We start from the raw sequence: 22,047 nt of genomic DNA, 5'->3' as shown, positions 1-22,047 counted from the left end.
GGCCAAAACGACGGAGGCCGTGTATAGGCACGCGACTTTCATTTTAAGGCCACGCTTCCAGCGCCCTTCGGCAAGGGCGCGGGCGGGGCTTTTACGATAAGCGGAGAGCATTATGGCCGTACCGAAACGAAAGACTTCCCCGTCGAAGCGCGGCATGCGCCGCTCGGCGGACGCGCTCAAGGCGCCGACCTATGTCGAGGACAAGAATTCGGGCGAAATGCGTCGCCCGCACCATATCGACCTCAAGACCGGCATGTATCGCGGCCGGCAGGTGCTGGAGCCCAAGGAAAGCTGATCGATCCTCGATCGGTCCCCGCGATGATTGAAAGGCCGGCCTCGCGCCGGTCTTTTTGTTTTCGGCGTCAAAATACTTGACGCCGATAGCCATTGGTTTTCTACAGGTCCTGACCATTGGCCGGAGGCCGCCGTGTTGCGACAGATACCCCTCCTGATCGTTCCCTTCATCCTCTACAACCTCGCGCTGATCGGGGTGTTCGGCAGCGCCGGCGATCCGTGGCGCGATGAGATCTTCTCCGCCACGATGCTGTCCGGCGGCGTCTGGACCATGACGCTCGGCGACATTCTGGTCGTCATCGCGCTGGCCTTGCTTTTCGTCGAGATCGTCAAATCGACCGGCACCTCCAGCGCATCGATCGTCGATCACATCCTCTCCACCGCGCTCTTCGTCGCGTTCCTGATCGAATTCCTTCTCGTTCCCGGCGCCGAGCACTCCGTCTTCTTCACCATCATGGTGATTGCGCTGGTCGATGTGCTGGCTGGCTTCACCGTCTCGATCCGTTCCGCCGGCCGCGACGTCAATCTGCATTAGGCCCATAGGGTCTGGCATCTGGAGAAAAGCCGTGCGCGCATTCGATCTGCCCGGCCGCTCGCCGGTCTATGCCGAGAACGGCATGGCGGCGACATCGCATCCGCTGGCTACGATGACGGCCCTTTCCGTCCTGAAGGAAGGCGGCAACGCCGTCGATGCGGCGATAGCGGCTTCCGCAACGCTTTGCGTGGTCGAGCCACACATGACCGGCATCGGCGGAGACTGCTTCGTCATCCTCGCCGAGCCGGACGGCTCGCTCCATGGCCTGAACGGCTCTGGCCGGGCGCCCGCGGCCGTGACCGGCGAATGGTATCGCGCCCGTTTCAAGAAAGTCCCCCTGACGGGCGTGCATTCAGTCACCACACCCGGCGCGATCCGGGCATGGGAGACCCTTCTGGAACGTTTCGGCACGTTCGGCTTCGGCCGCCTCTTCGCCGATGCGATCCGCTATGCGGAAGATGGCTTCGCCATCCATCCGCGCGTGGCGCACGACTGGGCGCTCTATGCCGCCGAACTGGCCAAGGACGAAGGCGCAAGCCTGCATTGCCTGGTCGACGGCAAGGCGCCGCTCGTCGGGACGCGGCATCGCTCGCCCGCGCTCGGAGCAACGCTGCGGAAACTTGCCGATGGCGGCGCAAAAGCCTTCTACGAAGGCGAGATTGCGCACGAGATCGCGGATACGGTGCAGGCGAAGGGCGGCTTCCTTTCCGAGGAAGACCTTGCCGCCGTGACGGCGGACTGGATCAAGCCCATTTCGACCAGCTATGCCGGCCACGAAGTCTTCGAACTGCCACCGAACGGTCAGGGCGTGACCGCGCTGATCCTGCTCAACCTTCTTTCCGAACTGGACTTCGCCTCACTGCCGCCCGACAGCCCCGAGCGCTGGCACATGGAGGTCGAAGCCGGCCGGCTCGCCTATGCCGTGCGTGACCGCTACGTCGCCGATCCGGCGCTGAAGGCGGTCGAGATCGAGCGGCTCCTCTCACCGCAATTCACGCGTTCCCTGGCGAGACAAGTCGATCGCGCCCATCGCAATCCCGCCGTGACGCTCCCGGAAACGGCCGACGCCGACACCGTCTATCTCACCGTGGTCGATCGCGACCGGCGCGCCGTCTCCTTCATCAACTCCCTCTATCACGCCTTCGGATCGAAGGTGGTGACGCCGCATTCGGGCATCGCGCTGCAAAATCGTGGCGCCTGCTTCACGCTGGAGGAAGGCCACCCTAACGAAATCGGCCCTTCCAAGCGTCCTCTTCACACGATCATCCCGGCCATGGCCTACAGGGACGGCATGCCATCGGTTTCCTTCGGGGTCATGGGTGGCGCCTACCAGCCGCTCGGCCACGCCCACGTCTTCTCCAACCTTGTCGATCACGGCATGGACCCGCAGGCCGCGATCGACGACGCACGCCTGTTCTGGGGTGCCGACGGCACGGTTGAGGTGGAAGCCGGGATCGACGCCGCCTCGCGCGAGGCGCTGCGAGCAAGAGGCCATTCCGTGCGGCCGGTCGCCCTGCCGCTCGGCGGCGGCCAGATGATCGTCATCGACCGGAAGACGGGATTCCTCGTCGGGGGCTCCGATCCGCGCAAGGACGGGCTTGCGCTGGGATGGTAGCTTAAGCCCCGGAACAGTAAGGAGAAAGGACCTAGTCGCCGATCTGATCGAGCTTCTTCTGCATGGCGGCGATCTGCTCTTTTAATTCCTTCAGATCCTTGTCCTTGTCGGACTTTTCCTTCTTCGCCTCGGAACCACCTGACGCCGCGCCCGACGTAACCGGGAACGGTGTGAACATGCGCATGGCATTCTGGAACATCTCGACGTTCCGCCGCGTCTGCTCCTCGAAGGCCTTCATCGTCGAAGGCATCTTCATCATGTCCATCGGCGACTGGCCGAGCGTCGACTTCATCTGCTCGCGGAAGCGTTCCTGCTCCTTCGCGAAGGCGGCCATCGACTGCTCGAGGAAGCTCGGCACGATCATCTGCATCTGGTCGCCGTAGAACGAGATGAGCTGGCGCAGGAAGGAAACGGGCAGCATGTTCTGCCCGTCCTTGTTCTCCAGTTCGAAGATGATCTGCGTCAGGACGGGATGGGTGATGTCCTCACCGGTCTTGGCGTCCTGGACGGCGAACTCCTCGCCGCGTTTCACCATTTCGGCCAGATCTTCGAGCGTCACATAGGTGCTGGTGCCCGTGTTGTAGAGCCGCCGGTTCGCGTATTTCTTGATGACTACCGGTTCGTCCTTTGCGGGCATCCCGCTCCTCCCTGCCGATCACGCTTGGTAAGCGTCGAGTTACAATGGCCTCCGGCTAGAGGATATGCGCAAATGCTGCGCGAAAGAAAGCTTTTTGTGCAGTGCAGAAGGCAAGGTCGGCGTGAAATCCGCTCCATGGCCCTCAAATCCATCCCGAAGACGCGCCCTCACGATCCTCCATCATACTTGTTTCTCGTTTGACTCAGCCGTTGGAAACGGCAAGATCGACGGCAATCGGATAAATTGAATCCTGAAAAACTGCCCGGAGACGAATAATGAGTGCTTCCCCCTCCATCGTCGTCGCGAGTGCCGCCCGCACCCCCGTCGGTTCCTTCAACGGCGCTTTCGCCAATATCCTCGCGCATGAACTGGGCGCGACCGTCATCAAGGGCGCGCTGGAGCGCGCCGGCGTCGAGGCGGGCGAAGTGGACGAAGTGATCTTCGGCCAGGTGCTGACCGCGGGCGAGGGCCAGAATCCGGCGCGCCAGGCGTCGATCGCGGCCGGCCTGCCCAAGGAGACCACCGCCTGGGTGTTGAACCAGGTCTGCGGTTCGGGGCTGAGGACGATCGCGGTCGGCATGCAGCAGATCGCCACCGGTGATGCCAAGATCATCGTCGCCGGCGGTCAGGAATCCATGTCCATGTCGCCGCATTGTGCGCATCTGCGCCAGGGCGTGAAGATGGGCGACTACAAGATGATCGACACCATGATCAAGGACGGGCTGTGGGACGCCTTCAACGGCTACCATATGGGCATCACGGCCGAGAACGTAGCGCGCCAGTTCCAGATCACCCGCGACGACCAGGACCAGTTCGCGCTCGCCTCGCAGAACAAGGCGGAGGCCGCGCAGAAGGCGGGCAGGTTCAAGGACGAGATCGTCCCGGTCACGGTGAAATCGCGCAAGGGCGACATCGTCGTCGACCAGGACGAATATATCCGCCACGGCGCGACGATAGAGGCCATGCAAAAGCTGCGCCCCGCCTTCGACAAGGAAGGCACGGTGACGGCCGCCAACGCTTCCGGCATCAACGACGGCGCCGCCGCAGTCGTGCTGATGAGCGAGGAAGAGGCGAAGCGCCGCGGCGTCACCCCGCTCGTGCGCATCGTTTCCTGGGCGACCGCCGGCGTCGACCCGAAGATCATGGGCACCGGCCCCATCCCCTCCTCGCGCAAGGCGTTGGAGAAGGCCGGATGGAAGGCTGACGATCTTGATCTGGTCGAGGCCAACGAGGCTTTCGCCGCCCAGGCCTGCGCGGTCAACAAGGACCTCGGCTGGAACACCGACATCGTCAACGTCAACGGCGGCGCCATCGCCATCGGTCACCCGATCGGCGCGTCGGGCGCGCGCATCTTCAACACGCTCGTCTTCGAAATGCGCCGTCGCGGCGCCAAGAAGGGCCTCGCCACGCTTTGCATCGGCGGCGGCATGGGCGTGGCCATGTGCGTGGAAGCGATGAACTAAGGCAGTAGGGCAATAGGCAGGTAGGGCAATAAAAAGAGCGGACTACATACCGCCTGATTGTCCTAATGCCTTACTGCCCTGAACCAGGGAGGAGGAACCAAATGGCAAGGACAGCACTCGTCACCGGTGGCTCGCGCGGCATCGGCGCGGCGATCGCCCTCGCACTGAAAGACGCCGGCTATAAAGTCGCCGCCAACTATGCCGGCAATGACGAGGCGGCCCAGAAATTCAAATCCGAGACCGGCATCCCGGTCTATAAATGGTCGGTCGCCGACTACGACGCCTGCGCGGCGGGCATCGGCAAGGTCGAGGCCGATCTCGGCCCGGTCGACGTGCTCGTCAACAATGCCGGCATCACCCGCGATGCGCCCTTCCACAAGATGACGCGCGAGCAGTGGAACGAGGTGATCGGCACCAACCTGAACGGCGTCTTCAACATGACGCATCCGGTGTGGAACGGCATGCGCGAGCGCAAGTTCGGCCGTGTCATCACCATTTCCTCGATCAACGGCCAGAAAGGCCAGTTCGCCCAGGCCAACTACTCGGCCTCCAAGGCCGGCGACCTCGGTTTCACCAAAGCCCTGGCCCAGGAGGGCGCTCGCGCGGGCATCACCGTCAACGCCATCTGTCCCGGCTACATCGCTACCGACATGGTCATGGCGGTGCCCGAGAAGGTGCGCGAATCCATCATCGCGCAGATCCCGGCCGGCCGGCTGGGCGAAGCGGCCGAGATCGCGCGCTGCGTGGTCTTCCTCGCCTCCGACGAGGCAGGCTTCATCACCGGATCCACCATCACGGCCAATGGCGGGCAGTATTTCTGCTGACCGCATGACCGCCGCCTGAAGGCAAGCCCGGATCGAGGGATAGGGCCTTGGGATAGGCCGAATCCCCCCATTCCGTCGCGCTTCGCGCGCCACCTCTCCCCCACCTTCGTGGGGGCGAGGAAAGGAGACCAAGCCTTGCGGCCGGCGCTTCCCCTCCCCCGTCGGTCGGGGGAGAGGTGGTTTGCGAAGCAAATCGGAGTGGGGGTCGAGTCAGACGTGATCGGTCTGCGCCGATGTGCCGAACCTTTCCGCCATTCAATCTCGCCAGCCGACCTGTCCCGCCACGACACGCAAAGGTTAACGGCTTGCGCGCGCGTGTGGACAAGCCTGTGAATATCCTGTGGATGATTGGTGGGCTGGCGGTGGAAGACACAACATCTAGCCGTGAACATAACAGAAACATGTCGCCATCAGTGATTCGTCGCCGCTTTGTTCCGCCTATGGCCCGTTCGTTAACGCGATTTCGCCCTCGGGCATGTGCTGCGGTAGGAATTCGTCAATTTTCATGAAGAAATTCTTGCACTTGGCCCGAAAGAGCCCGTGCGGAAGACAGCGCGAATCCGCGCCGTTAACCTTTGCAGCGGAGTCGGCCCGGAGTTCAAAACCCGCCGATTCAGCATATGCCCGTTAAAGGCCCCCGCCACGCTAGATATAGGGGTGAACAAACACCGAATTGACGTGAGTCACTGATTCGTCGCCGATTCGTTCCAGACTCGTTCCAGTCGTTAATTCGCGCGTTTGCCGTTTTGCACCGGCGGCGATTTCCTATATGTGGATAGCATGCCCGGAAGGCCTTCCACCGGGGATAGCATTGCAACTTCCGCAGCGAAGGCGCTGCCAGGGGAAGGCCATTTCCCAGAGCTTTCAAAGTCGAGATGAATCTCCAGACCATGCCTGACATCCAGTCCGTGCCCTCGGGGCGCGACGTGACCGCCATACTTGGCCCGACCAATACCGGCAAGACGCATCTCGCCATCGAGAGGATGGTGGCGCATGAGAGCGGAGTGATCGGGCTGCCGCTCCGCCTGCTCGCGCGCGAGGTCTATGGGCGCGTGGTCGAAAAGGTTGGTGCCGCCAACGTCGCGCTGCACACGGGTGAGGAGAAGATCATGCCGCCCGGCGCGCGCTTCTCCGTCTGCACGGTAGAGGCGATGCCGCGCGAGACGGATGCGGCCTTCGTCGCGATCGACGAGGTCCAGCTTGCCGGTGACCTCGAACGCGGCCACATCTTCACCGACCGCATCCTCAATCTGCGCGGCCGGCAGGAAACGCTGCTGCTCGGCGCCGCCACCATGCGCGGCATTCTCGAGCGGCTCTTGAAGGGCGTCTCCACCGTCACGCGGCCGCGCATGTCGCACCTCGCCTATGCCGGCCAGAAGAAGATCACGCGGCTGCCGCGCCGCTCCGCGATCGTCGCCTTCTCGGCGGACGAGGTCTATGCGATCGGTGAATTGATCCGCCGCCAGCGCGGCGGCGTGGCCGTGGTCATGGGCGCGCTCAGCCCGCGCACGCGCAACGCGCAGGTGGCGCTCTACCAGTCCGGCGACGTCGATTATCTCGTCGCCACCGACGCCATCGGCATGGGCCTCAACCTCGACGTCGACCATGTCGCCTTCGCCCAGAACCGCAAGTTCGACGGCTTCCAGTATCGCGACCTGACGGCGGCCGAACTCGGCCAGATCGCCGGGCGCGCCGGCCGGCATCTTCGCGACGGCACCTTCGGCGTCACCGGTCAGGTCGATCCGCTCGCCGACGACCTCATCGAGAAGATCGAGGGCCACGATTTCGAGCCCGTGAAGGTGCTGCAATGGCGCACCGCCTCCTTCGATTTCTCCAGTCTCGACGCGCTGAAGCGCTCGATCGAGACGACGCCCGGCTTCGAAGGCCTGACCAAGGCGCTGCCGGCGGTGGACCAGCGCGCGCTGGAGCATCTGTCGAAGGAGCCCGGCATCCGTGACCTCGCCGCCTCCCGCGAGCGCGTCACGACGCTGTGGGATGCCTGCGCCCTTCCCGACTATCGAAAGATCGCTCCCGCACAGCACGCCGACCTGATCGCCTCGATCTATCTCGACCTCGTGCGCAAGGGCCAGGTGGACGAAGACTATCTCGCCAATCAGGTCGAGCGCTCCTCCTCGACCGAAGGCGATATCGATACGCTTTCCGCCCGCATCGCCCAGATCAGGACCTGGACCTTCGTGTCCAACCGTCCGGGCTGGCTTGCTGATCCGACACACTGGCAGGAGAAAACGCGCGAGATCGAGGATCGCCTGTCCGATGCGCTGCATGAGCGATTGACGAAACGCTTCGTAGACCGCAGGACTTCCGTCCTCATGAAGCGCCTGCGGGAAAACAGCATGCCGGAAGCAGAGATAGGTTCGTCGGGCGCCGTCCTGGTGGAAGGCCACCATGTCGGCGAATTGCAGGGTTTTCGCTTCACGGCCGATCAGAGCGCCGAGGGCGAGGACGCGAAGGCAGTCAAGGCCGCGGCGCAGAAAGCGTTGGCCCAGGAATTCGAGGAACGCGCCGAGCGCTTTTCCGCCTGCGCCAATGGCGACCTGGCGCTGGCCTCGGATGGCACCGTGCGCTGGATCGGCGCGCCGGTGGCAACGCTGACTGCCAGCGACGACGCGTTGAAGCCGCGCGTCATCCTGCTGGCCGACGAGCAGCTCACCGGCCCCGCACGCGATAAGGTCGCCGCCCGTGCCGAGCGCTTCGTCAACTATCAGGTCGAGAGCCTGCTGAAGCCGCTGAACGATCTTTCCACCGCCGAGCAGCTTTCCGGCATGGCGCGCGGCATCGCCTTCCGCCTTGTCGAGAATTTCGGCCTCCTGAACCGTCGCGACGTCGCTGCCGACGTGAAGGCGCTCGACCAGGACGCGCGCGCTGCACTGCGCCGTCTCGGCGTTCGTTTCGGCGCCTACCACATCTTCGTGCCGGCACTGGTCAAGCCGGGTCCCGCCGGCCTCCTGACCCTGCTCTGGGCCTTGAAGAACGACGCCAAGGACAGGCCGGGCTTCGGCGATGTCGTGCAGCTGCTCGCCGCCGGCCGCACCTCGGTCGTTACCGATCCGGCATTCGATCCGGCATTCTACCGGCTGGCCGGCTTCCGCGTGCTCGGCCGACGGGCCGTGCGCGTCGATATCCTCGAACGTCTTGCCGACCTTATCCGTCCCGCACTTGCCTGGAAGGCCGGAACCGGCGTGCGGCCGGAGGGCGCCTTCGACGGCAACGCCTTCACCGTCACGCCGGCAATGATGTCGATCCTCGGCGCCAAGGCCGAGGACATGGAGGAAATTCTGAAGGGCCTCGGCTATCGCGCCGAGGCGAAGCCTGCTGCCGAGGTGACGGCGCGGCTGGAAGCACTCGACTGCGCAGCTCAAGAGGCAGCGGAAGCCGCGGCAGCGGCAAAAGCGGCAGCCGAAGCCGCGCAGTCGACTGCACCCGTTGTTGAAGCGGAAGTGCAAGTCGCGATGGAAGGAACCCAGCCGGAGACGTCCGGGAGTAGCGAAGCGGCAGCCTCCAGCCCTACCGCCGAAGCCGAGCCGGTTACCGGCGCCGAGCCCACCGAAAGCCAGCAAGTGGTGGAAGCCGCCCCACCGCACACCGGCGAGGCCGCGCAACCGGTGACCGACGAAACGGGCGCGCAAGGCGTCGATGCCCCTGCCTCTCCCGAACCCGAGGAGGCCCCGGCGCAAGCCGAGGCGAACGACGCCTCCGAGGCGGCAGCACCGGCTACCGAAAAGGCTGGAGACGACATTCGCCCGAGCGAAGAAGGCGCGCCAACCATTGCCGCCGCGACGGAGCCCGCCGCGACTGAAGAGGGCGTGGAGGCCGAGGCGCCGAAGCCGATCCTTCTGTGGCGGCCGGCGCGGTTCGAGCGCGGCCCGCGACACGAACATCAGCGGGGTCATGGCAAGGGCAGGCATCAGGGCGGTGGGGCGAATGCCAACGTCCGTCGCGACGAACGCGATGCCGGCCACCGCCGCGCGGGGCAGCAGGAAAAGCCCGGCCGGCCCGATGGCGACGGCAAGGGCCGCAACCGCCATCGCAAGGGAGCGCCTGGAGAGGCCCGCAACGGCAATGGCAAGCCCGCTTTCCAGAAGCCGCGCGAAGAGCGGCCCGCCCGCTTCGATCCGGACTCGCCCTTCGCCAAGCTCGCCGCGCTCCGCGACCAGTTGAAGAAATAGGGTGCACGCATCCGTCTGATGGCCATCGGGGAACGCCAGCGCATCGACAAATGGCTGTTCTTCGCCCGCGTGGCGAAATCGCGCTCTCTTGCCGCGAAGCTCGTCCTCGCCGGCCGTATTCGCGTCAATCGCGAGAAGGTGGAGCAGACATCGTATCCGGTGAAGCCCGGCGACGTCCTCACGATCACGCTCGACCGGAAGGTTCTGGTCTACAGGATTCTCTCATCTGGCGTCAGGCGTGGCCCGGCCACCGAGGCGCGAACGCTCTATGAGGACCTCACGCCTCCGGCGGAACAAGCGCCTGCCGCTTCGCCTGCCCGCGAGCCCGGCGCCGGCAGGCCGACCAAGAAGGAGCGCCGCGCGATCGACCGCCTGAATGGAGACTCCGGCTAGGATCGGCAGTTCCGACGGCAGCCCACGGCACAAAAAAGCCGCCCTTGCAAGCGCCCGTCAAAGCGGATACCTCACCGGCGAAAACGCCTGACATCGGAGGCCGGAGCCGCCAGATGACCTATGTCGTCACCGACAATTGCATCAAGTGCAAATACATGGACTGCGTGGAAGTCTGTCCGGTCGATTGCTTCTACGAAGGCGATAACATGCTGGTCATCCATCCCGACGAATGCATCGATTGCGGCGTGTGCGAGCCCGAATGCCCCGCCGACGCCATCAAGCCGGATACGGAGCCGGGCCTGGAGAAATGGCTCGAAGTGAACAGTGAATATGCCGACAAATGGCCGAACATCACGGCCAAGAAAGAGCCGCCTTCCGACGCCAAGGAATTCGACGGCATGGAAGGCAAATTCGAGAAGTATTTCTCCTCCGAGCCGGGCGAAGGTGACTGACCGCGCGCAGTCCTTGCCGGTTAGCCGGCTTTTCCGCTACTTTCGTCTAAATTTGTATACATTCCGCACTGCATTCGCTTCGCGCTTGCGGCAAATTGTTGATTCTTTCACATTTTTATGTTACATATGAGAAAAGATGCCGGGTGCCGCCCGGTTGCGATGTTGATCCAAGGCGAAGCCGCAGCAATCATCGACAGATGAATGACGATATCCGGGTCAGGGCAATCTGGGCCGGTTATTCCATGCTGTATTTGGTCATCGGCTGGTCCGTGGCCAAACGACCCCGCCCTCTCCGACAACATCGCGATAATCCGGAACGGCCCAGGCAGCCGGCCGCAGGACAGGAGTAGCAGGCGTATGGCAACCCAGCAGAAGAAATCCGCGCAGCGTCATGGTTTCAAGACCGGCGAATACATCGTCTATCCGGCGCACGGCGTCGGCCAGATTTCGTCGATCGACGAGCAGGAGGTTGCCGGGCACAAGCTGGAGCTTTTCGTGATCGATTTCCAGAAGGACAAGATGCGGCTCAAGGTGCCGGTCGCGAAGGCGACCTCCATCGGCATGCGCAAGCTGTCCGAAACCGACTATGTCGACCGCGCGCTGAAGGTCGTTCAGGGCCGGGCGCGCGTCAAGCGCACCATGTGGTCGCGCCGGGCCCAGGAATACGATGCGAAGATCAATTCGGGCGATCTGATCTCGATCTCGGAGGTCGTGCGCGACCTCTACCGTGCCGAGAACCAGCCGGAGCAGTCCTATTCCGAGCGGCAGCTCTACGAGGCGGCGCTCGACCGCATGGCCCGCGAGATCGCGGCCGTGAACCGCATGTCGGAGACCGAGGCCGTCCGCCTCATCGAGGTCAACCTCAACAAGGGCCCGCGCCGCGGCGCCAAGGCCGATAACGAGGAAACCGAGCAGGAGGAAGCGGCCTGATCCGCTTCCGGCCAAGCTCGGCCGAATAGACTTGATAGAACGAAAAACCCGGCCAAGCGCCGGGTTTTTGTTGCCCCGGAAGCGCCCTCACACCTTTGTCGTGCGCAGGGGTACCGCGCTCTCGACCATCATAAACTTTTTGTAATGGAACGACTCGCGCGCCGGCGCGTTGGGTCCACTGTCCCTTGCCCGGTGACGCGCTCGCGCGCCGGCGTATCACCGCAGGGAACACCGGCCACTCTTGCCGGCTTGTCGATGTACCTATGGCGCGCGACGACAAGGTCAAGGAGCGCGCGATGAACGAAGACTCGGCCAGGCGAAGCATGATCCAGGCAGCAATGCGGGCTCCTTACCTCGAGCGGGGCGAGGAGCACGATCTTGCCGTACGCTGGAAGGAGGAGCACGACCAGGAAGCGCTCCACCGCATCACCACCGCGCACATGCGGCTGGTCATCTCCATGGCATCCAAATTCCGCCATTTCGGCCTGTCGATGAGCGATCTCATCCAGGAAGGGCATGTCGGCCTGCTCGAAGCCGCTGCGCGTTTCGAACCGGAGCGCGACGTGCGCTTCTCCACCTATGCGACGTGGTGGATCCGCGCCTCGATCCAGGACTATATCCTGCGCAACTGGTCGATCGTCCGTGGCGGCACGAGCTCCGCCCAGAAGGCGCTTTTTTTCAATCTGCGCCGCCTGAGGGCGCGCCTCGCCCAGGGGTCGGAGACGCTTTCCAGCGCCGAGGTATACAGGGAAATCGCCGCCGCGCTCGGCGTCCCCGTGGCGGACGTCGCCATGATGGATTCGCGCCTGTCCGGCCCCGACGCCTCGCTCAACGCGCCGCTGGCAGATGAAGGCGGCAACACTTCCGACCGGCAGGACTTCCTCGTTTCGGACGCGCCGCTTCCCGACGAGGTCGTCGGCGAAACCATCGATCTCGAGCGCCGCTCGGGCTGGCTCAACACCGCGCTCGGTGCGCTCAACGAGCGCGAATTGAGGATCATCCGCGAGCGCCGCCTGCGTGAGGAAGGCGCGACGCTCGAGGCCCTCGGCGAACGCCTCGGCATCTCCAAGGAGCGTGTACGCCAGATCGAAAACCGCGCCCTGGAAAAGCTCCGCACCGCACTTGTCAGGGAAAACCCCGAACTCGCTTCACTGTGAAGATGTTCAACCGGCCTATTTGTCGGTGACGATCTTGACCTTGTCGCCGACGGAGACGTCGGCGCCGGGGCCCATTCCGTTCAGCACGCGGAAAAGCTCGAGTTTCCGGTCCACGCCGCGCATCATCGCCGCCATGCTTGCGATATTCTGCCCGGCCTCCACCGTGGCGATCGCTATCTTCAGCGGCTTGAGCGCATCCTTCTCCGCCGGTGTCAGCAGGCGGAAGCTTCCCGAGACCCCTCGCGCCACCTTTTCGAGGTCGTGGCTGGCGAGCGGCGCGGCCGTCAAGAGCCGATAGACCTGGCCGCCGGCGCGGATCACCGTCACGTCGAACTGCCAACCCTCCGACGCGGCGCGTGCGATGGCCGCCTCGTTCCCATTGATCGTCGCCGGATGGACCGAGGATGGATCGAGCCCCGTCACCCAGCCGCTGCGGATATAGTCATCGAGACGCGTGTTCCGGTTGACCGATACGCCGTCGAAGCGGATCGCTATATCTCCTGGTCCCGCCGCCGTCACCGCCTGGGCCGAATTGTCGATCACGAAGCCCTGCGGCACGGTGAAGGTGATGCCGAGCTTCGGGTGCAGGAAAGTATTGCCGCGAACATAGCCTTCGTCCGGCTTGTCGCCGAACAGCATGCCGTCGATGCCGTTCAGGTAAGCGTCGCGGTCACGCTCTCCCGTTCCCGGCGGGCCGAAAGCCCTTGCCTTCTCGACCGCCAGCGCGACACGTTGCGGCGTATTGGGATGCGTAGCAAGGAAATCGAGGCTGGTGTCATTGGCGCCCGAGACGCTGCGGAAATCGGTATAGGCCTGCATGGCGCGCAGGAAACGTGCCGCGGCATAAGGGTCGAACCCGGCCTTGCCGACCGAATTGATACCGATCGCATCCGCCGCCAGTTCCTGGTTGCGCGAAAACTGTGCCAGCTTGAGCTTGCCGCGGATGAGCGCGGTCTTGGCCTCCCTGTCATTCCCGAGCAGGTCGGCGACGACATTCGAGGTCAGCGCCTCCTCCGCTTCAAGTTGCTGGCGCTGCAGGCCGTGATTGGCCGTCACATGGCCCATCTCGTGGGCGATGACGGCGGCCAGTTCCGCCGAATCGCTGGCCAGAGCCAGCAGCCCGCGCGTGATGTAGAGATAGCCGCCCGGCAGCGCGAAAGCGTTGACGCTCGGCGAATTGAGGATGGTGATGCGGTAGATCTGGCTCGGATTGTCCGAGACCAGCGTCAGGCGGCCGACGACCTTGGCGACCATCCGCTCCAGCTTCGGATTTGAATACTCACCGCCATAGGTGTGGAGAATGCGTGGATGCTGCTGGCGCGCAAGCTGCACCAGCTTGTTGTCGCGCGTCACGTTGGCGGCTGTGACCGGATCCGATGACGGCTTCAGTGCATCGTCGTACATGCCACCATTGAGGCTCTGGCAGGCCGAAAGCAAAAGCGCGAGCGCAAGTGTCGCCCCGGCCTTCCCGATCGGGATTCTCCTTTTTTGCCTCGCGGCCTCGGTTCTTGTGGCGCGGCTATCCAGAACAACTTCCTTCCAGGGAAAATCGATAATTCGCCGGAATCGGGGAACACTGTTACGCGTCGCCGCCGCCATGGCAAAGCGGCATTTGGTCGGGACGCGCATTTGCTTGCCAATTATGACGACTTGCGGGCAACCGAACCATATTTCTCGCCATCTTTTCCATTTGTTGGCCGGTCCGGAAAAGCGCCGCCGCGCGGCATGTCTTCCACCCTGCCGAAAGCGGCGACATGGCCGTCCTCGATCCGCAGAACCCGATCCCCGATCCGCCTCGCATCCTCCGCGTCATGAGTGACCATCAGGATCGTCATATGGGTACGGGAATGGAGTTCACCCACCAGCCCGGTCATTTCCCGGCGAAGCGAAGCATCGAGAGAAGCGAAAGGCTCGTCGAGTAGGAGCACGGGACGGTCCCGCACGAGAACGCGCGCCAGCGCCACACGCTGGCGCTCGCCTCCGGAAAGTTCGGACGGCAGCCGCCTTTCCTTGCCGGAGAGCCCGGTGCGGACGAGCGCATCCGCCACCGCCGTGCGATCCTCATCGGAAAGCTTCAACGACGGAGATCGCCCGAGGCCGACATTCGCCGCGACGTCGAGATGCGAGAACAGATTGTTTTCCTGGAAGACCATGGAGACAGGACGGGCGGACGGCGGCAACCTCGTCACATCTTCGTCGCCGATCAGGATACGGCCGCCGGCGGGCATCTCGAAGCCGGCGACGAGATCGAGCAGCGTCGATTTTCCCGCCCCGCTCGGCCCCATGATCGCCGTGACCGACGCGGCCGGAAAGGAAAGGTCGAAGCCCATCTCCATCTCCGCGTAGCGGAACGCGATTTTGTCCAGAGCGATTTCGAGGCCGCCGCGCCCGGTCATGCCGCATTCCTTCCAAGACGATCGGAAATCATCATCAGCCCGAGGCAAAGAGCGCCGAGCAGAAGCGCTATGCCCGCCGCATCCTCCGTGCGGTAGCTGCCCATGCGCTGCATCAGGAGGTAGGGCAGCGTCTGGACACGGTCGCTGCCGAAGAGCGCGATGACGCCGAGATCGCCGAGCGACAGCGCCATGGCGAAGGCGAACGCGGTACCGAGTGGGCGGCTGAGTACCGGCCCGTCGATCAGGCGCAAACGGTTCCAGCCGGCAATGCCGAGCGCGCCGCAGAGCCTTTCGTTACGCGCGCTCGCCGCGTCATAGGCGGGCTGCACGACGCGCACGGCGAACGGGATCGCCATAAGCGCATTCACCGCGATCACCATCGCCGGCGCGGCGGCATAGACGTCGCCGAGACGAAGCAGGATGATGAACCATCCGGCGCCGATGACGGTCGGCGGCAGCACAAGGATAAGACTCGCACCGCTGCCGGACGCCCATTCCAGCCATGACGCGCGCCGCTGCCTCCGCCCGTATTCGAGCGCGCGGCGGCAGGCGACCAGCGCCAGCGACAGGCCGGCGGAAAGGAACGCCGCCGGTGCCGCGAGAGCGAGACTGGTGAAACAGGCACACCGCACCGCCTCATCCGCCGCAAGCCTGCCGAGATCTGCGCCAAGGCCGGCGATCACGACAGCCGCCATCGGACCCGCCACGAAAAGGGTGGCGACGGCGATAACGAGCAGGTCGAAAGACTTCTCCCCTTTCCCGTCCATTGCGTAGCGGCGCCTCGTCACCGACAGGTTCGCCATCGCCGTATAATTTCCGCCAAGGCGCGTGATGGCGATGAAGATCACCAGCGCCAAGACGATCTGCATCACCGTCAGCGCCACCGCCCGCGCCGGATCAAAATCGAAGCGCAGCGCCTGATAGATCGCGACCTCCAGCGTCGTCGCGCGCGGCCCGCCGCCGAGCATCAGGACAATGGTGAAGGAGGTTACGCAGAGCATGAAGACGAGCCCGGCGATGCCCGGCAGGCTCGCCCGCATCGCCGGCCATTCGAGGAAACGGAAGGCCGGGCGCGCGCCCATGCCGAGTTGCGCGGCAAGCCGCCATTGATCGTCCGGTACTGTGTCGAGCGCCTGCAAAAAAAGCCTTGTCGCCAGCGGCAGGTTGAAGAAGACGTGTGCGATCAGGATGCCGGAGAGCCCGTAGACGCCCGACCAGTCGCCGCCGGCGAGCTTCGCAAGCGCGCCGGAGAAGATACCCGCCCTGCCATAAAGGGCCAGCACGCCGAGCGCCGCGACGATCGCCGGCAATGCCAGCGGCACGGCGAACAGCCTGAGCATCAGCGCACGGCCCGGAAACTTCGGATGTCTGGAAAAGGCCCGGGCCACGACCACCGCCGGCGCCACCGAGAGCACAGTCGAGAGCACAGCCTGGAAAAGCGTGAACCGCGCCACGCGCAAAAGATAGAGGTCGAAAGCCGCGAACGCGCCGCTCCAATCGCTGCCCGCCTGAAAGACGAGCCCGGCAAGCGCACCGCCGGCGACAAGCGCCACCGCCGCCAGCGCCACTGCGCCGGCGGCTACTCGACCGTCCAGTGGAGCCACGCCTATCTGCTCATCACCGAGAGCCATTCGTCGACCCAGGCCTTGCGGTTCTTGGCAACTTCGTCGCTTGAATAGATCAGGGATTTCGCCGGTTTGACCAGCTGGCCGAAGGCCGGATCGAGCGGCTTGTCGGTCCGACCAGCCGGATACATCCAGTTCGTCTCCGGAATCGCATCCTGGAATTTCGAGCCGGTCATGAAATCGAGGAATTTTCCGGCGAGCGGATTTTCCGCGCCTTTCTTCGTCATGCCCGCGACCTCGATCTGCATGTAATGCCCCTCCGCGAAGGAAGCCGCTTTATACCGGTCGGTCTTCTCCTCGATCATGTGATAGGCGGGCGAGGTCGTGTAGGAAAGCACCATCGGCGCCTCGCCCTTGGTCAGAAGTCCGTAGGCCTCGCTCCATCCCGGCGTGACTGTGAGCACACGGCCTTTCAGCTTCGCCCAGGCATCGGTGGCCTTGTCGCCGTAGATTTTCCTGATCCAGAGTACGAGACCAAGTCCGGGGGTGGAGGTGCGCGGGTCCTCGATCGCGATCTTTTCACTTGGATCGCCGTCCACCAATTCGGCCATGCTCTTCGGCGGATCCTTCAGCTTCTCGCTGTCATAGACCACGGCGAAATAGCCGTAATCATAGGGCACGAAAATATCGTCGCTCCACCCACCGGGAACATCGACCTCGTTCGTGAGATCGCCGTGCGGCGTGAAAAGACCAGTCGCCTTGGCATCGGTCGTCAGGTTGGTGTCCAGGCCGAGCACGATATCGGCCTTGGTCGATTGGCCTTCTAACTTTAGCCGGTTGAGCAGCGCAACGCCGTCGGTGACGGAAACAAAGCGGACGTTGCACGAGCACTCCGCCTCGAATGCCTTCTGGACGATCGGACCCGGCCCCCAGTCGGCGGTGAAGCTCTCATAGGTGTAGATCGTAAGCGAACCTTCGGCCACAGCCGCGCCAGCGGAAAACGGCGCGAACAGCGCTGCCAGGAGGAGGGAGATCGTTCCGCGCATCGGTCTCTCCTTTTATGCGGGGAGGGAGGCGCCGGAACCGAAGCGTCTAATCCCTCCGCCGGTACGAGCCGGATCAGGTTCGACGGGTTGGCCGATCGCCGGCCTCTCAGCCGGTCCGCATGACACGTCCCGGCACCCCGTTAGAGCGACAGGAGACATAGAGCGGCGGATGATGCGTTGCAAGCCGGCGCCATACGGGTCCAGGCGCTTCCTGTGCGCCAAAGGGCGTGATATGGCGCGGCCATGAGCCGTTTCACCATCCTTCTCGGTGGCGATTTGACCGTCACGCCCCGTCTCCTTGGACAGATCGCGGACACCCATGTCGTCGCGGCGGATTCGGGGTTGCTCCATGCCGATCCGCTGAAGATCGTTCCGGAATTGTGGGTGGGCGATTTCGATTCGACCGAACCCGATTGGCTGGATGCCTATGACGGCATCGAGCGCATGGTCTACTCCCCCGATAAGGATCACACGGATGGCGAGATCGCCGTCGGCGAGGCGCTTTCGCGCGGTGCCACCTCGCTGGTGCTGGCCGGTGCCTTCGGGGGCCCGCGTGCCGATCATGCCTTCCTGCATATGGCGCTCGGCGTCCAGCTTGCCGAACGCGGCGTATCCGTGCTTTTGACCAGCGGAGCGCAGGAAGGAAGCGTACTGCCTCACGCCCGGGCGGGCTACGACTATCCCCCAGGGACGATGTTCAGCATCCTCGGCTTCTCCGAGCTTCGCGGGCTGACGGTCGAAGGCGCGAAATGGCCGCTCGACGATGTCGTCGTACCGTTCGGCTCGTCCCTGACGATCTCCAATGTCGTCAAGGACGGGCTTGTCGTCCGGCTTCGGGAGGGGCGGGCCTTGCTTGTCGCCACTCTGGCAGCCACATGACGGCCTGACCGCACCGCCCTCTCGCTCCCCAAGAGTTCATGGCCCCTCCGCTCCTTCATCTCGACGGCATAAGGCTGACCTTCGGCGGTACGCCGCTGCTCGACGGCGCCTCGCTCTCGGCGATGCCCGGCGAACGCATCGCGCTCGTCGGCCGCAACGGCTCCGGCAAATCGACACTGCTGAAGATCGCCGCCGGCTTCATCGAGCCCCAGGACGGGGAGGTCTTCCGCCAGCCGTCGGCGACCATACGCTACCTGCCGCAGACGCCGGACATGGAAGGCTTCGACACGGTACGCGCCTATGTCGAGGCCGGTCTCGGCCCCGCCGACGATCCGCACCGCGTCACCTACCTGCTCGATCATCTGGGGCTAACCGGCGAGGAACATCCGTCGAGCCTTTCGGGTGGCGAAGCCCGGCGTGCCTCGCTGGCGCGCGTGCTGGCGCCCCGGCCCGACATCCTGCTCCTCGACGAACCGACCAACCATCTCGATCTCTCCACCATCGAGTGGCTGGAGGAAGAGCTTGCCCGCTCGCCTTCGGCCATCGTGCTCATCTCGCACGACCGCCGTTTTCTGGAACGCGTCAGCCGCGCCACGGTGTGGCTCGACCGTGGCCGCACGCTTCGCCTCGACAAGGGGTTCGCGCATTTCGAGGAATGGCGCGACCAGGTGCTCGAGGAGGAGGAGCGCGAGCAGCACAAACTTGGCCGCCAGATCGTGCGCGAGGAACACTGGCTGCGTTACGGCGTGACCGCGAGGCGCAAGCGCAACATGCGCCGGCTCGGCGAATTGCAGGCCATGCGGCAGGATTTTCGCACGCACCGCCGCGCCGAGGGCCTCGCCAACATGGCGGCCAGCGACGCCGCCGAATCCGGCAAGTTGGTTATCGAGGCGAAGGATATCGCCAAATCCTACGGCGAGCGGCCGATCGTCCGCAGCTTCTCCACCCGCATCAACCGCGGCGACCGCATCGGCCTCGTCGGGGCGAACGGCGCCGGCAAGACGACGCTCCTGAAGCTTCTGACCGGCGAACTTGCGCCCGACACCGGCACGGTGCGGCTCGGCGTCAATCTGGAGATCGCCACACTCGACCAGAAGCGCGAGGCGGTCGATCCGCGCGAGACGCTGGCGCACTACCTTACCGACGGGCGCGGCGAGACGGTCATCGTCAATGGCGAGGAGAAGCACGTCGTCTCCTGGATGAAGGATTTTCTGTTCAAGGCCGAGCAGGCGCGCACGCCGGTGCGCGAGCTTTCGGGCGGCGAGCGCGCAAGGCTGATCCTCGCTCGGGTGCTCTCCCGCCCGTCCAACCTCCTGGTGCTGGACGAGCCGACCAACGACCTCGATATGGAGACGCTCGACCTGTTGCAGGAGCTTGTCGCGAGCTTCGCCGGCACGGTGATCCTGGTCAGCCACGACCGCGATTTCCTCGACCGCACGGTGACCAGCACCGTCGCACCGAACGGCGACGGCACCTGGACCGAATATGCCGGCGGCTACACCGACATGCTGGCGCAGCGCGGCGGCAGGAAGCTCGACGATCGCCGGGCGGCGGCGCGCACCGCGCCGGCGGCTAAGTCCGTCGCGGAGCCGAGGGGCCAGCCCCGGCAGCCCGCAAGAAAACTTTCCTACAAGCAGAAATTCGCGTTGGAAACGCTGCCGAAGCGCATGGAGGAAGCTGTCGCCCGGATCGGCGTCGTCGAGCAGCAACTCGCCGATCCCGGTCTCTACCGCCGTGATCCGAACGCGTTCGCCGATGCTACCGCCTTACTCGACAAGGCACGCGCCGAACTCGCCGCCATGGAGGACGAATGGCTGGAACTCGAAATGCTGAGGGAGGAAGTGGAGGGATAGCAAGGGCGTCGCATGTAAAAATTGCATGGGCTCACCTGGCCGGTTACCCCCACCCCTAACCCCTTCCCATAAGGGGGACCTTGTAGCAGCACCAGAAGGAGCCAATTTCAGCACGGAAGGTGGTGACGGCGTTTCCCTCCCCCCTTGTGGGGAGGGATTAAAGGTGGGGGTAGTCCCGCCACGCCATTCGCGGCGGCAGGAAGCGACTTATCGCCACTCCCTGATATCGACGAAATGCCCGGCGATCGCCGCCGCGGCCGCCATGGCCGGTGACACGAGGTGCGTGCGGCCGCGGTAACCCTGCCTGCCCTCGAAATTCCGGTTCGAGGTCGAGGCGCAACGCTCCTCCGGCCGTAGCCGGTCCTCGTTCATGGCGAGGCACATCGAGCAGCCCGGTTCGCGCCAGTCGAAGCCGGCGGCGCGGAAGATACTGTCGAGCCCTTCGGCCTCCGCCTGTTCCTTCACCAGCCCCGAGCCCGGCACGATCATGGCGTTGACGCGGCTTGCGACCTTGCGGCCCTCCACCACCTTCGCCACCTGCCGCAGATCCTCTATGCGGCCGTTCGTGCACGAACCGATGAAGACGCGATCGAGCGCGATGTCGGTGATCTTCGTGCCTGCCGTCAGCCCCATATATTCGAGCGCCCGCTTCTTCGAGGCGCGCTTGTTCTCGTCCTCGATCGTATCGGGGTCCGGCACGAAACCGGTGACGGAGGCGACGTCCTCCGGCGAGGAACCCCAGGTGACGATCGGCGGCAGGTTGGCGCCGTCGAGCTTCACCACGCGGTCGAAATGCGCGCCCTCGTCCGAGCGAAGCGTCTTCCAATAGGCGAGCGCCTGGTCCCAGGCCGCGCCCTTCGGCGCGCGCGGCTTGTCCTTCACATAGGCGAACGTCGTCTCGTCGGGCGCGATCAGGCCAGCGCGCGCGCCGCCTTCGATCGACATGTTGCAGACCGTCATGCGCCCTTCCATGGAGAGCGAACGGATCGCCTCGCCGGCATATTCGATGACATAGCCGGTGCCGCCTGCCGTGCCGATCTCGCCGATGATCGAGAGGATGATGTCCTTGGCGGTGACGCCGGGCGGAAGCTGGCCGTCCACCTGGACGAGCATGTTCTTCGCCTTCTTCTGGATCAGAGTCTGCGTGGCGAGTACATGCTCGACCTCCGACGTGCCGATGCCATGCGCGAGCGCGCCGAAAGCTCCGTGGGTGGAGGTGTGGCTGTCGCCGCAGACGATCGTCATGCCCGGCAGCGTGAAGCCCTGTTCGGGGCCGATGATGTGGACGATGCCCTGGCGCCGGTCGACCTCGTTGAAATATTCGATGCCGAAATCCCTGGCGTTCTTCGCCAGCGCCTCGACCTGGATACGGCTTTCCTCGTTCTTGATGCCGTTCTTGCGGTCGGGCGAGGTAGAGACGTTATGGTCGACGACGGCGAGCGTCTTCTCGGGATGGCGCACCTTGCGGCCGCCCATCCTCAGCCCCTCGAAGGCCTGCGGGCTGGTCACCTCATGCACGAGGTGGCGATCGATATAGAGCAGGCAGGTGCCGTCGTCCTGACGGTCGACCACATGGTCTTCGAATATCTTGTCGTAGAGGGTGCGCGCTGCGCTCATGGTCCTATTCCGTAACTGAGTGGAAGATCTGGCCGATCCGGCTGTCGTGCCGGCCGCTCGCGGTAGTCGATCTCAGGCTAGGCGCGTCGTAAGCGCACCGGAAATCCGCGCGGCAAAGCGGCTCGGCAGGCGCTTATGGTCCTGCAGAACGAAGCCCTTATAAGCCGGATCGCCGAAAAGCTCTTCCATGCTCCGGCTCATACC

The 22,047-nt window shown here is 64.4% G+C and carries 19 protein-coding genes and 1 riboswitch; of the genes, 12 read left to right on the top strand and 7 right to left on the bottom strand.

The annotated features are described in order from the left end of the window. Positions 1–112 precede the first annotated feature (112 nt). From rpmF to RBH77_RS07230, 3 genes are all read left to right on the top strand, one after another. Positions 113–295, top strand: coding sequence for a 50S ribosomal protein L32 (rpmF, locus tag RBH77_RS07240; protein WP_006203806.1), 183 nt, complete (start codon positions 113–115; stop codon positions 293–295). A gap of 132 nt (positions 296–427) precedes the next feature. Beyond that, on the top strand, positions 428–829 hold the full coding sequence (locus tag RBH77_RS07235; protein ID WP_311031466.1) for a hypothetical protein: 402 nt from the start codon (positions 428–430) through the stop codon (positions 827–829). A 31-nt stretch (positions 830–860) separates the two neighbouring features. Beyond that, positions 861–2,444, top strand: a complete 1,584-nt coding sequence (locus tag RBH77_RS07230; RefSeq protein WP_311031465.1) for a gamma-glutamyltransferase family protein — start codon at positions 861–863, stop codon at positions 2,442–2,444. Positions 2,445–2,475: 31 nt separating this feature from the next. Here the strand turns inward: RBH77_RS07230 and phaR are convergent, their stop codons facing one another. Then, positions 2,476–3,081: a polyhydroxyalkanoate synthesis repressor PhaR gene (gene phaR, locus RBH77_RS07225; protein ID WP_311031464.1), complete on the bottom strand. Its 606-nt coding sequence runs from the start codon at positions 3,079–3,081 to the stop codon at positions 2,476–2,478. 275 nt (positions 3,082–3,356) lie between these two features. Here phaR and RBH77_RS07220 point away from each other — a divergent pair, with 275 nt between their 5' ends. The 7 genes from RBH77_RS07220 (at position 3,357) to RBH77_RS07190 (ending at position 12,487) form a co-directional block, all read left to right on the top strand. Then, a complete protein-coding gene (locus RBH77_RS07220; RefSeq protein WP_311031463.1) occupies positions 3,357–4,544 on the top strand; it encodes an acetyl-CoA C-acetyltransferase in 1,188 nt (395 codons plus the stop codon). 101 nt (positions 4,545–4,645) lie between these two features. After that, positions 4,646–5,368 carry a beta-ketoacyl-ACP reductase gene (locus RBH77_RS07215; protein WP_311031462.1) on the top strand — a complete coding sequence of 241 codons (723 nt, stop codon included), beginning with the start codon at positions 4,646–4,648 and terminating at the stop codon, positions 5,366–5,368. Positions 5,369–6,243: 875 nt separating this feature from the next. Next, positions 6,244–9,555, top strand: a complete 3,312-nt coding sequence (locus tag RBH77_RS07210) for a helicase-related protein (protein ID WP_371832846.1) — start codon at positions 6,244–6,246, stop codon at positions 9,553–9,555. 18 nt (positions 9,556–9,573) lie between these two features. Then, a complete protein-coding gene (locus RBH77_RS07205) occupies positions 9,574–9,948 on the top strand; it encodes an RNA-binding S4 domain-containing protein (RefSeq protein ID WP_311031460.1) in 375 nt (124 codons plus the stop codon). Positions 9,949–10,061: 113 nt separating this feature from the next. After that, entirely contained in the window at positions 10,062–10,400 is a 339-nt protein-coding gene (gene fdxA, locus RBH77_RS07200; protein WP_311031459.1) for a ferredoxin FdxA, read from the top strand. A 357-nt stretch (positions 10,401–10,757) separates the two neighbouring features. Further along, on the top strand, positions 10,758–11,330 hold the full coding sequence (locus tag RBH77_RS07195) for a CarD family transcriptional regulator (protein ID WP_311031458.1): 573 nt from the start codon (positions 10,758–10,760) through the stop codon (positions 11,328–11,330). Positions 11,331–11,626: 296 nt separating this feature from the next. Further along, positions 11,627–12,487 carry an RNA polymerase factor sigma-32 gene (locus tag RBH77_RS07190; RefSeq protein WP_311031457.1) on the top strand — a complete coding sequence of 287 codons (861 nt, stop codon included), beginning with the start codon at positions 11,627–11,629 and terminating at the stop codon, positions 12,485–12,487. A 15-nt stretch (positions 12,488–12,502) separates the two neighbouring features. Here RBH77_RS07190 and RBH77_RS07185 read toward each other — a convergent pair whose 3' ends face one another. The 4 genes from RBH77_RS07185 to thiB all read right to left on the bottom strand — a co-directional run bounded on the left by RBH77_RS07185 (position 12,503) and on the right by thiB (position 17,494). Further along, positions 12,503–13,891, bottom strand: a complete 1,389-nt coding sequence (locus tag RBH77_RS07185) for a M48 family metalloprotease (RefSeq protein WP_311031456.1) — start codon at positions 13,889–13,891, stop codon at positions 12,503–12,505. Between the two features lie 236 nt (positions 13,892–14,127). Next, positions 14,128–14,883: a thiamine ABC transporter ATP-binding protein gene (gene thiQ, locus RBH77_RS07180; RefSeq protein WP_311031455.1), complete on the bottom strand. Its 756-nt coding sequence runs from the start codon at positions 14,881–14,883 to the stop codon at positions 14,128–14,130. Next, complete coding sequence (thiP, locus tag RBH77_RS07175; protein WP_311031454.1) at positions 14,880–16,514, bottom strand: thiamine/thiamine pyrophosphate ABC transporter permease; 1,635 nt, start codon at positions 16,512–16,514, stop codon at positions 14,880–14,882. The genes thiQ and thiP overlap by 4 nt, the downstream gene beginning before the upstream one ends. Then, on the bottom strand, positions 16,490–17,494 hold the full coding sequence (gene thiB / locus RBH77_RS07170) for a thiamine ABC transporter substrate binding subunit (protein ID WP_311031453.1): 1,005 nt from the start codon (positions 17,492–17,494) through the stop codon (positions 16,490–16,492). The genes thiP and thiB overlap by 25 nt, the downstream gene beginning before the upstream one ends. Before the next feature lie 33 nt (positions 17,495–17,527). Further along, positions 17,528–17,644, bottom strand: a riboswitch (TPP riboswitch). Between the two features lie 93 nt (positions 17,645–17,737). Between thiB and RBH77_RS07165 the strand changes: the two genes are divergently transcribed. Together RBH77_RS07165 and RBH77_RS07160 are read left to right on the top strand one after the other, a co-directional pair. Continuing rightward, positions 17,738–18,373 carry a thiamine diphosphokinase gene (locus RBH77_RS07165; protein WP_311031452.1) on the top strand — a complete coding sequence of 212 codons (636 nt, stop codon included), beginning with the start codon at positions 17,738–17,740 and terminating at the stop codon, positions 18,371–18,373. Between the two features lie 38 nt (positions 18,374–18,411). Next, entirely contained in the window at positions 18,412–20,226 is a 1,815-nt protein-coding gene (locus tag RBH77_RS07160) for an ABC-F family ATP-binding cassette domain-containing protein (protein WP_311031451.1), read from the top strand. Between the two features lie 207 nt (positions 20,227–20,433). On the opposite strand, the gene leuC is transcribed toward RBH77_RS07160, so the two are convergent. Both leuC and RBH77_RS07150 read right to left on the bottom strand, forming a co-directional pair. Continuing rightward, positions 20,434–21,843 carry a 3-isopropylmalate dehydratase large subunit gene (leuC, locus tag RBH77_RS07155; RefSeq protein ID WP_311031449.1) on the bottom strand — a complete coding sequence of 470 codons (1,410 nt, stop codon included), beginning with the start codon at positions 21,841–21,843 and terminating at the stop codon, positions 20,434–20,436. Positions 21,844–21,915: 72 nt separating this feature from the next. Beyond that, positions 21,916–22,044 carry a hypothetical protein gene (locus RBH77_RS07150; protein ID WP_311032723.1) on the bottom strand — a complete coding sequence of 43 codons (129 nt, stop codon included), beginning with the start codon at positions 22,042–22,044 and terminating at the stop codon, positions 21,916–21,918. Positions 22,045–22,047 lie beyond the last annotated feature (3 nt).

Origin of the sequence: Mesorhizobium koreense (assembly GCF_031656215.1) — a bacterium.
Taxonomy (GTDB): domain Bacteria; phylum Pseudomonadota; class Alphaproteobacteria; order Rhizobiales; family Rhizobiaceae; genus Mesorhizobium_L; species Mesorhizobium_L koreense.
This window is presented reverse-complemented; position numbering and strand designations above follow the sequence as displayed.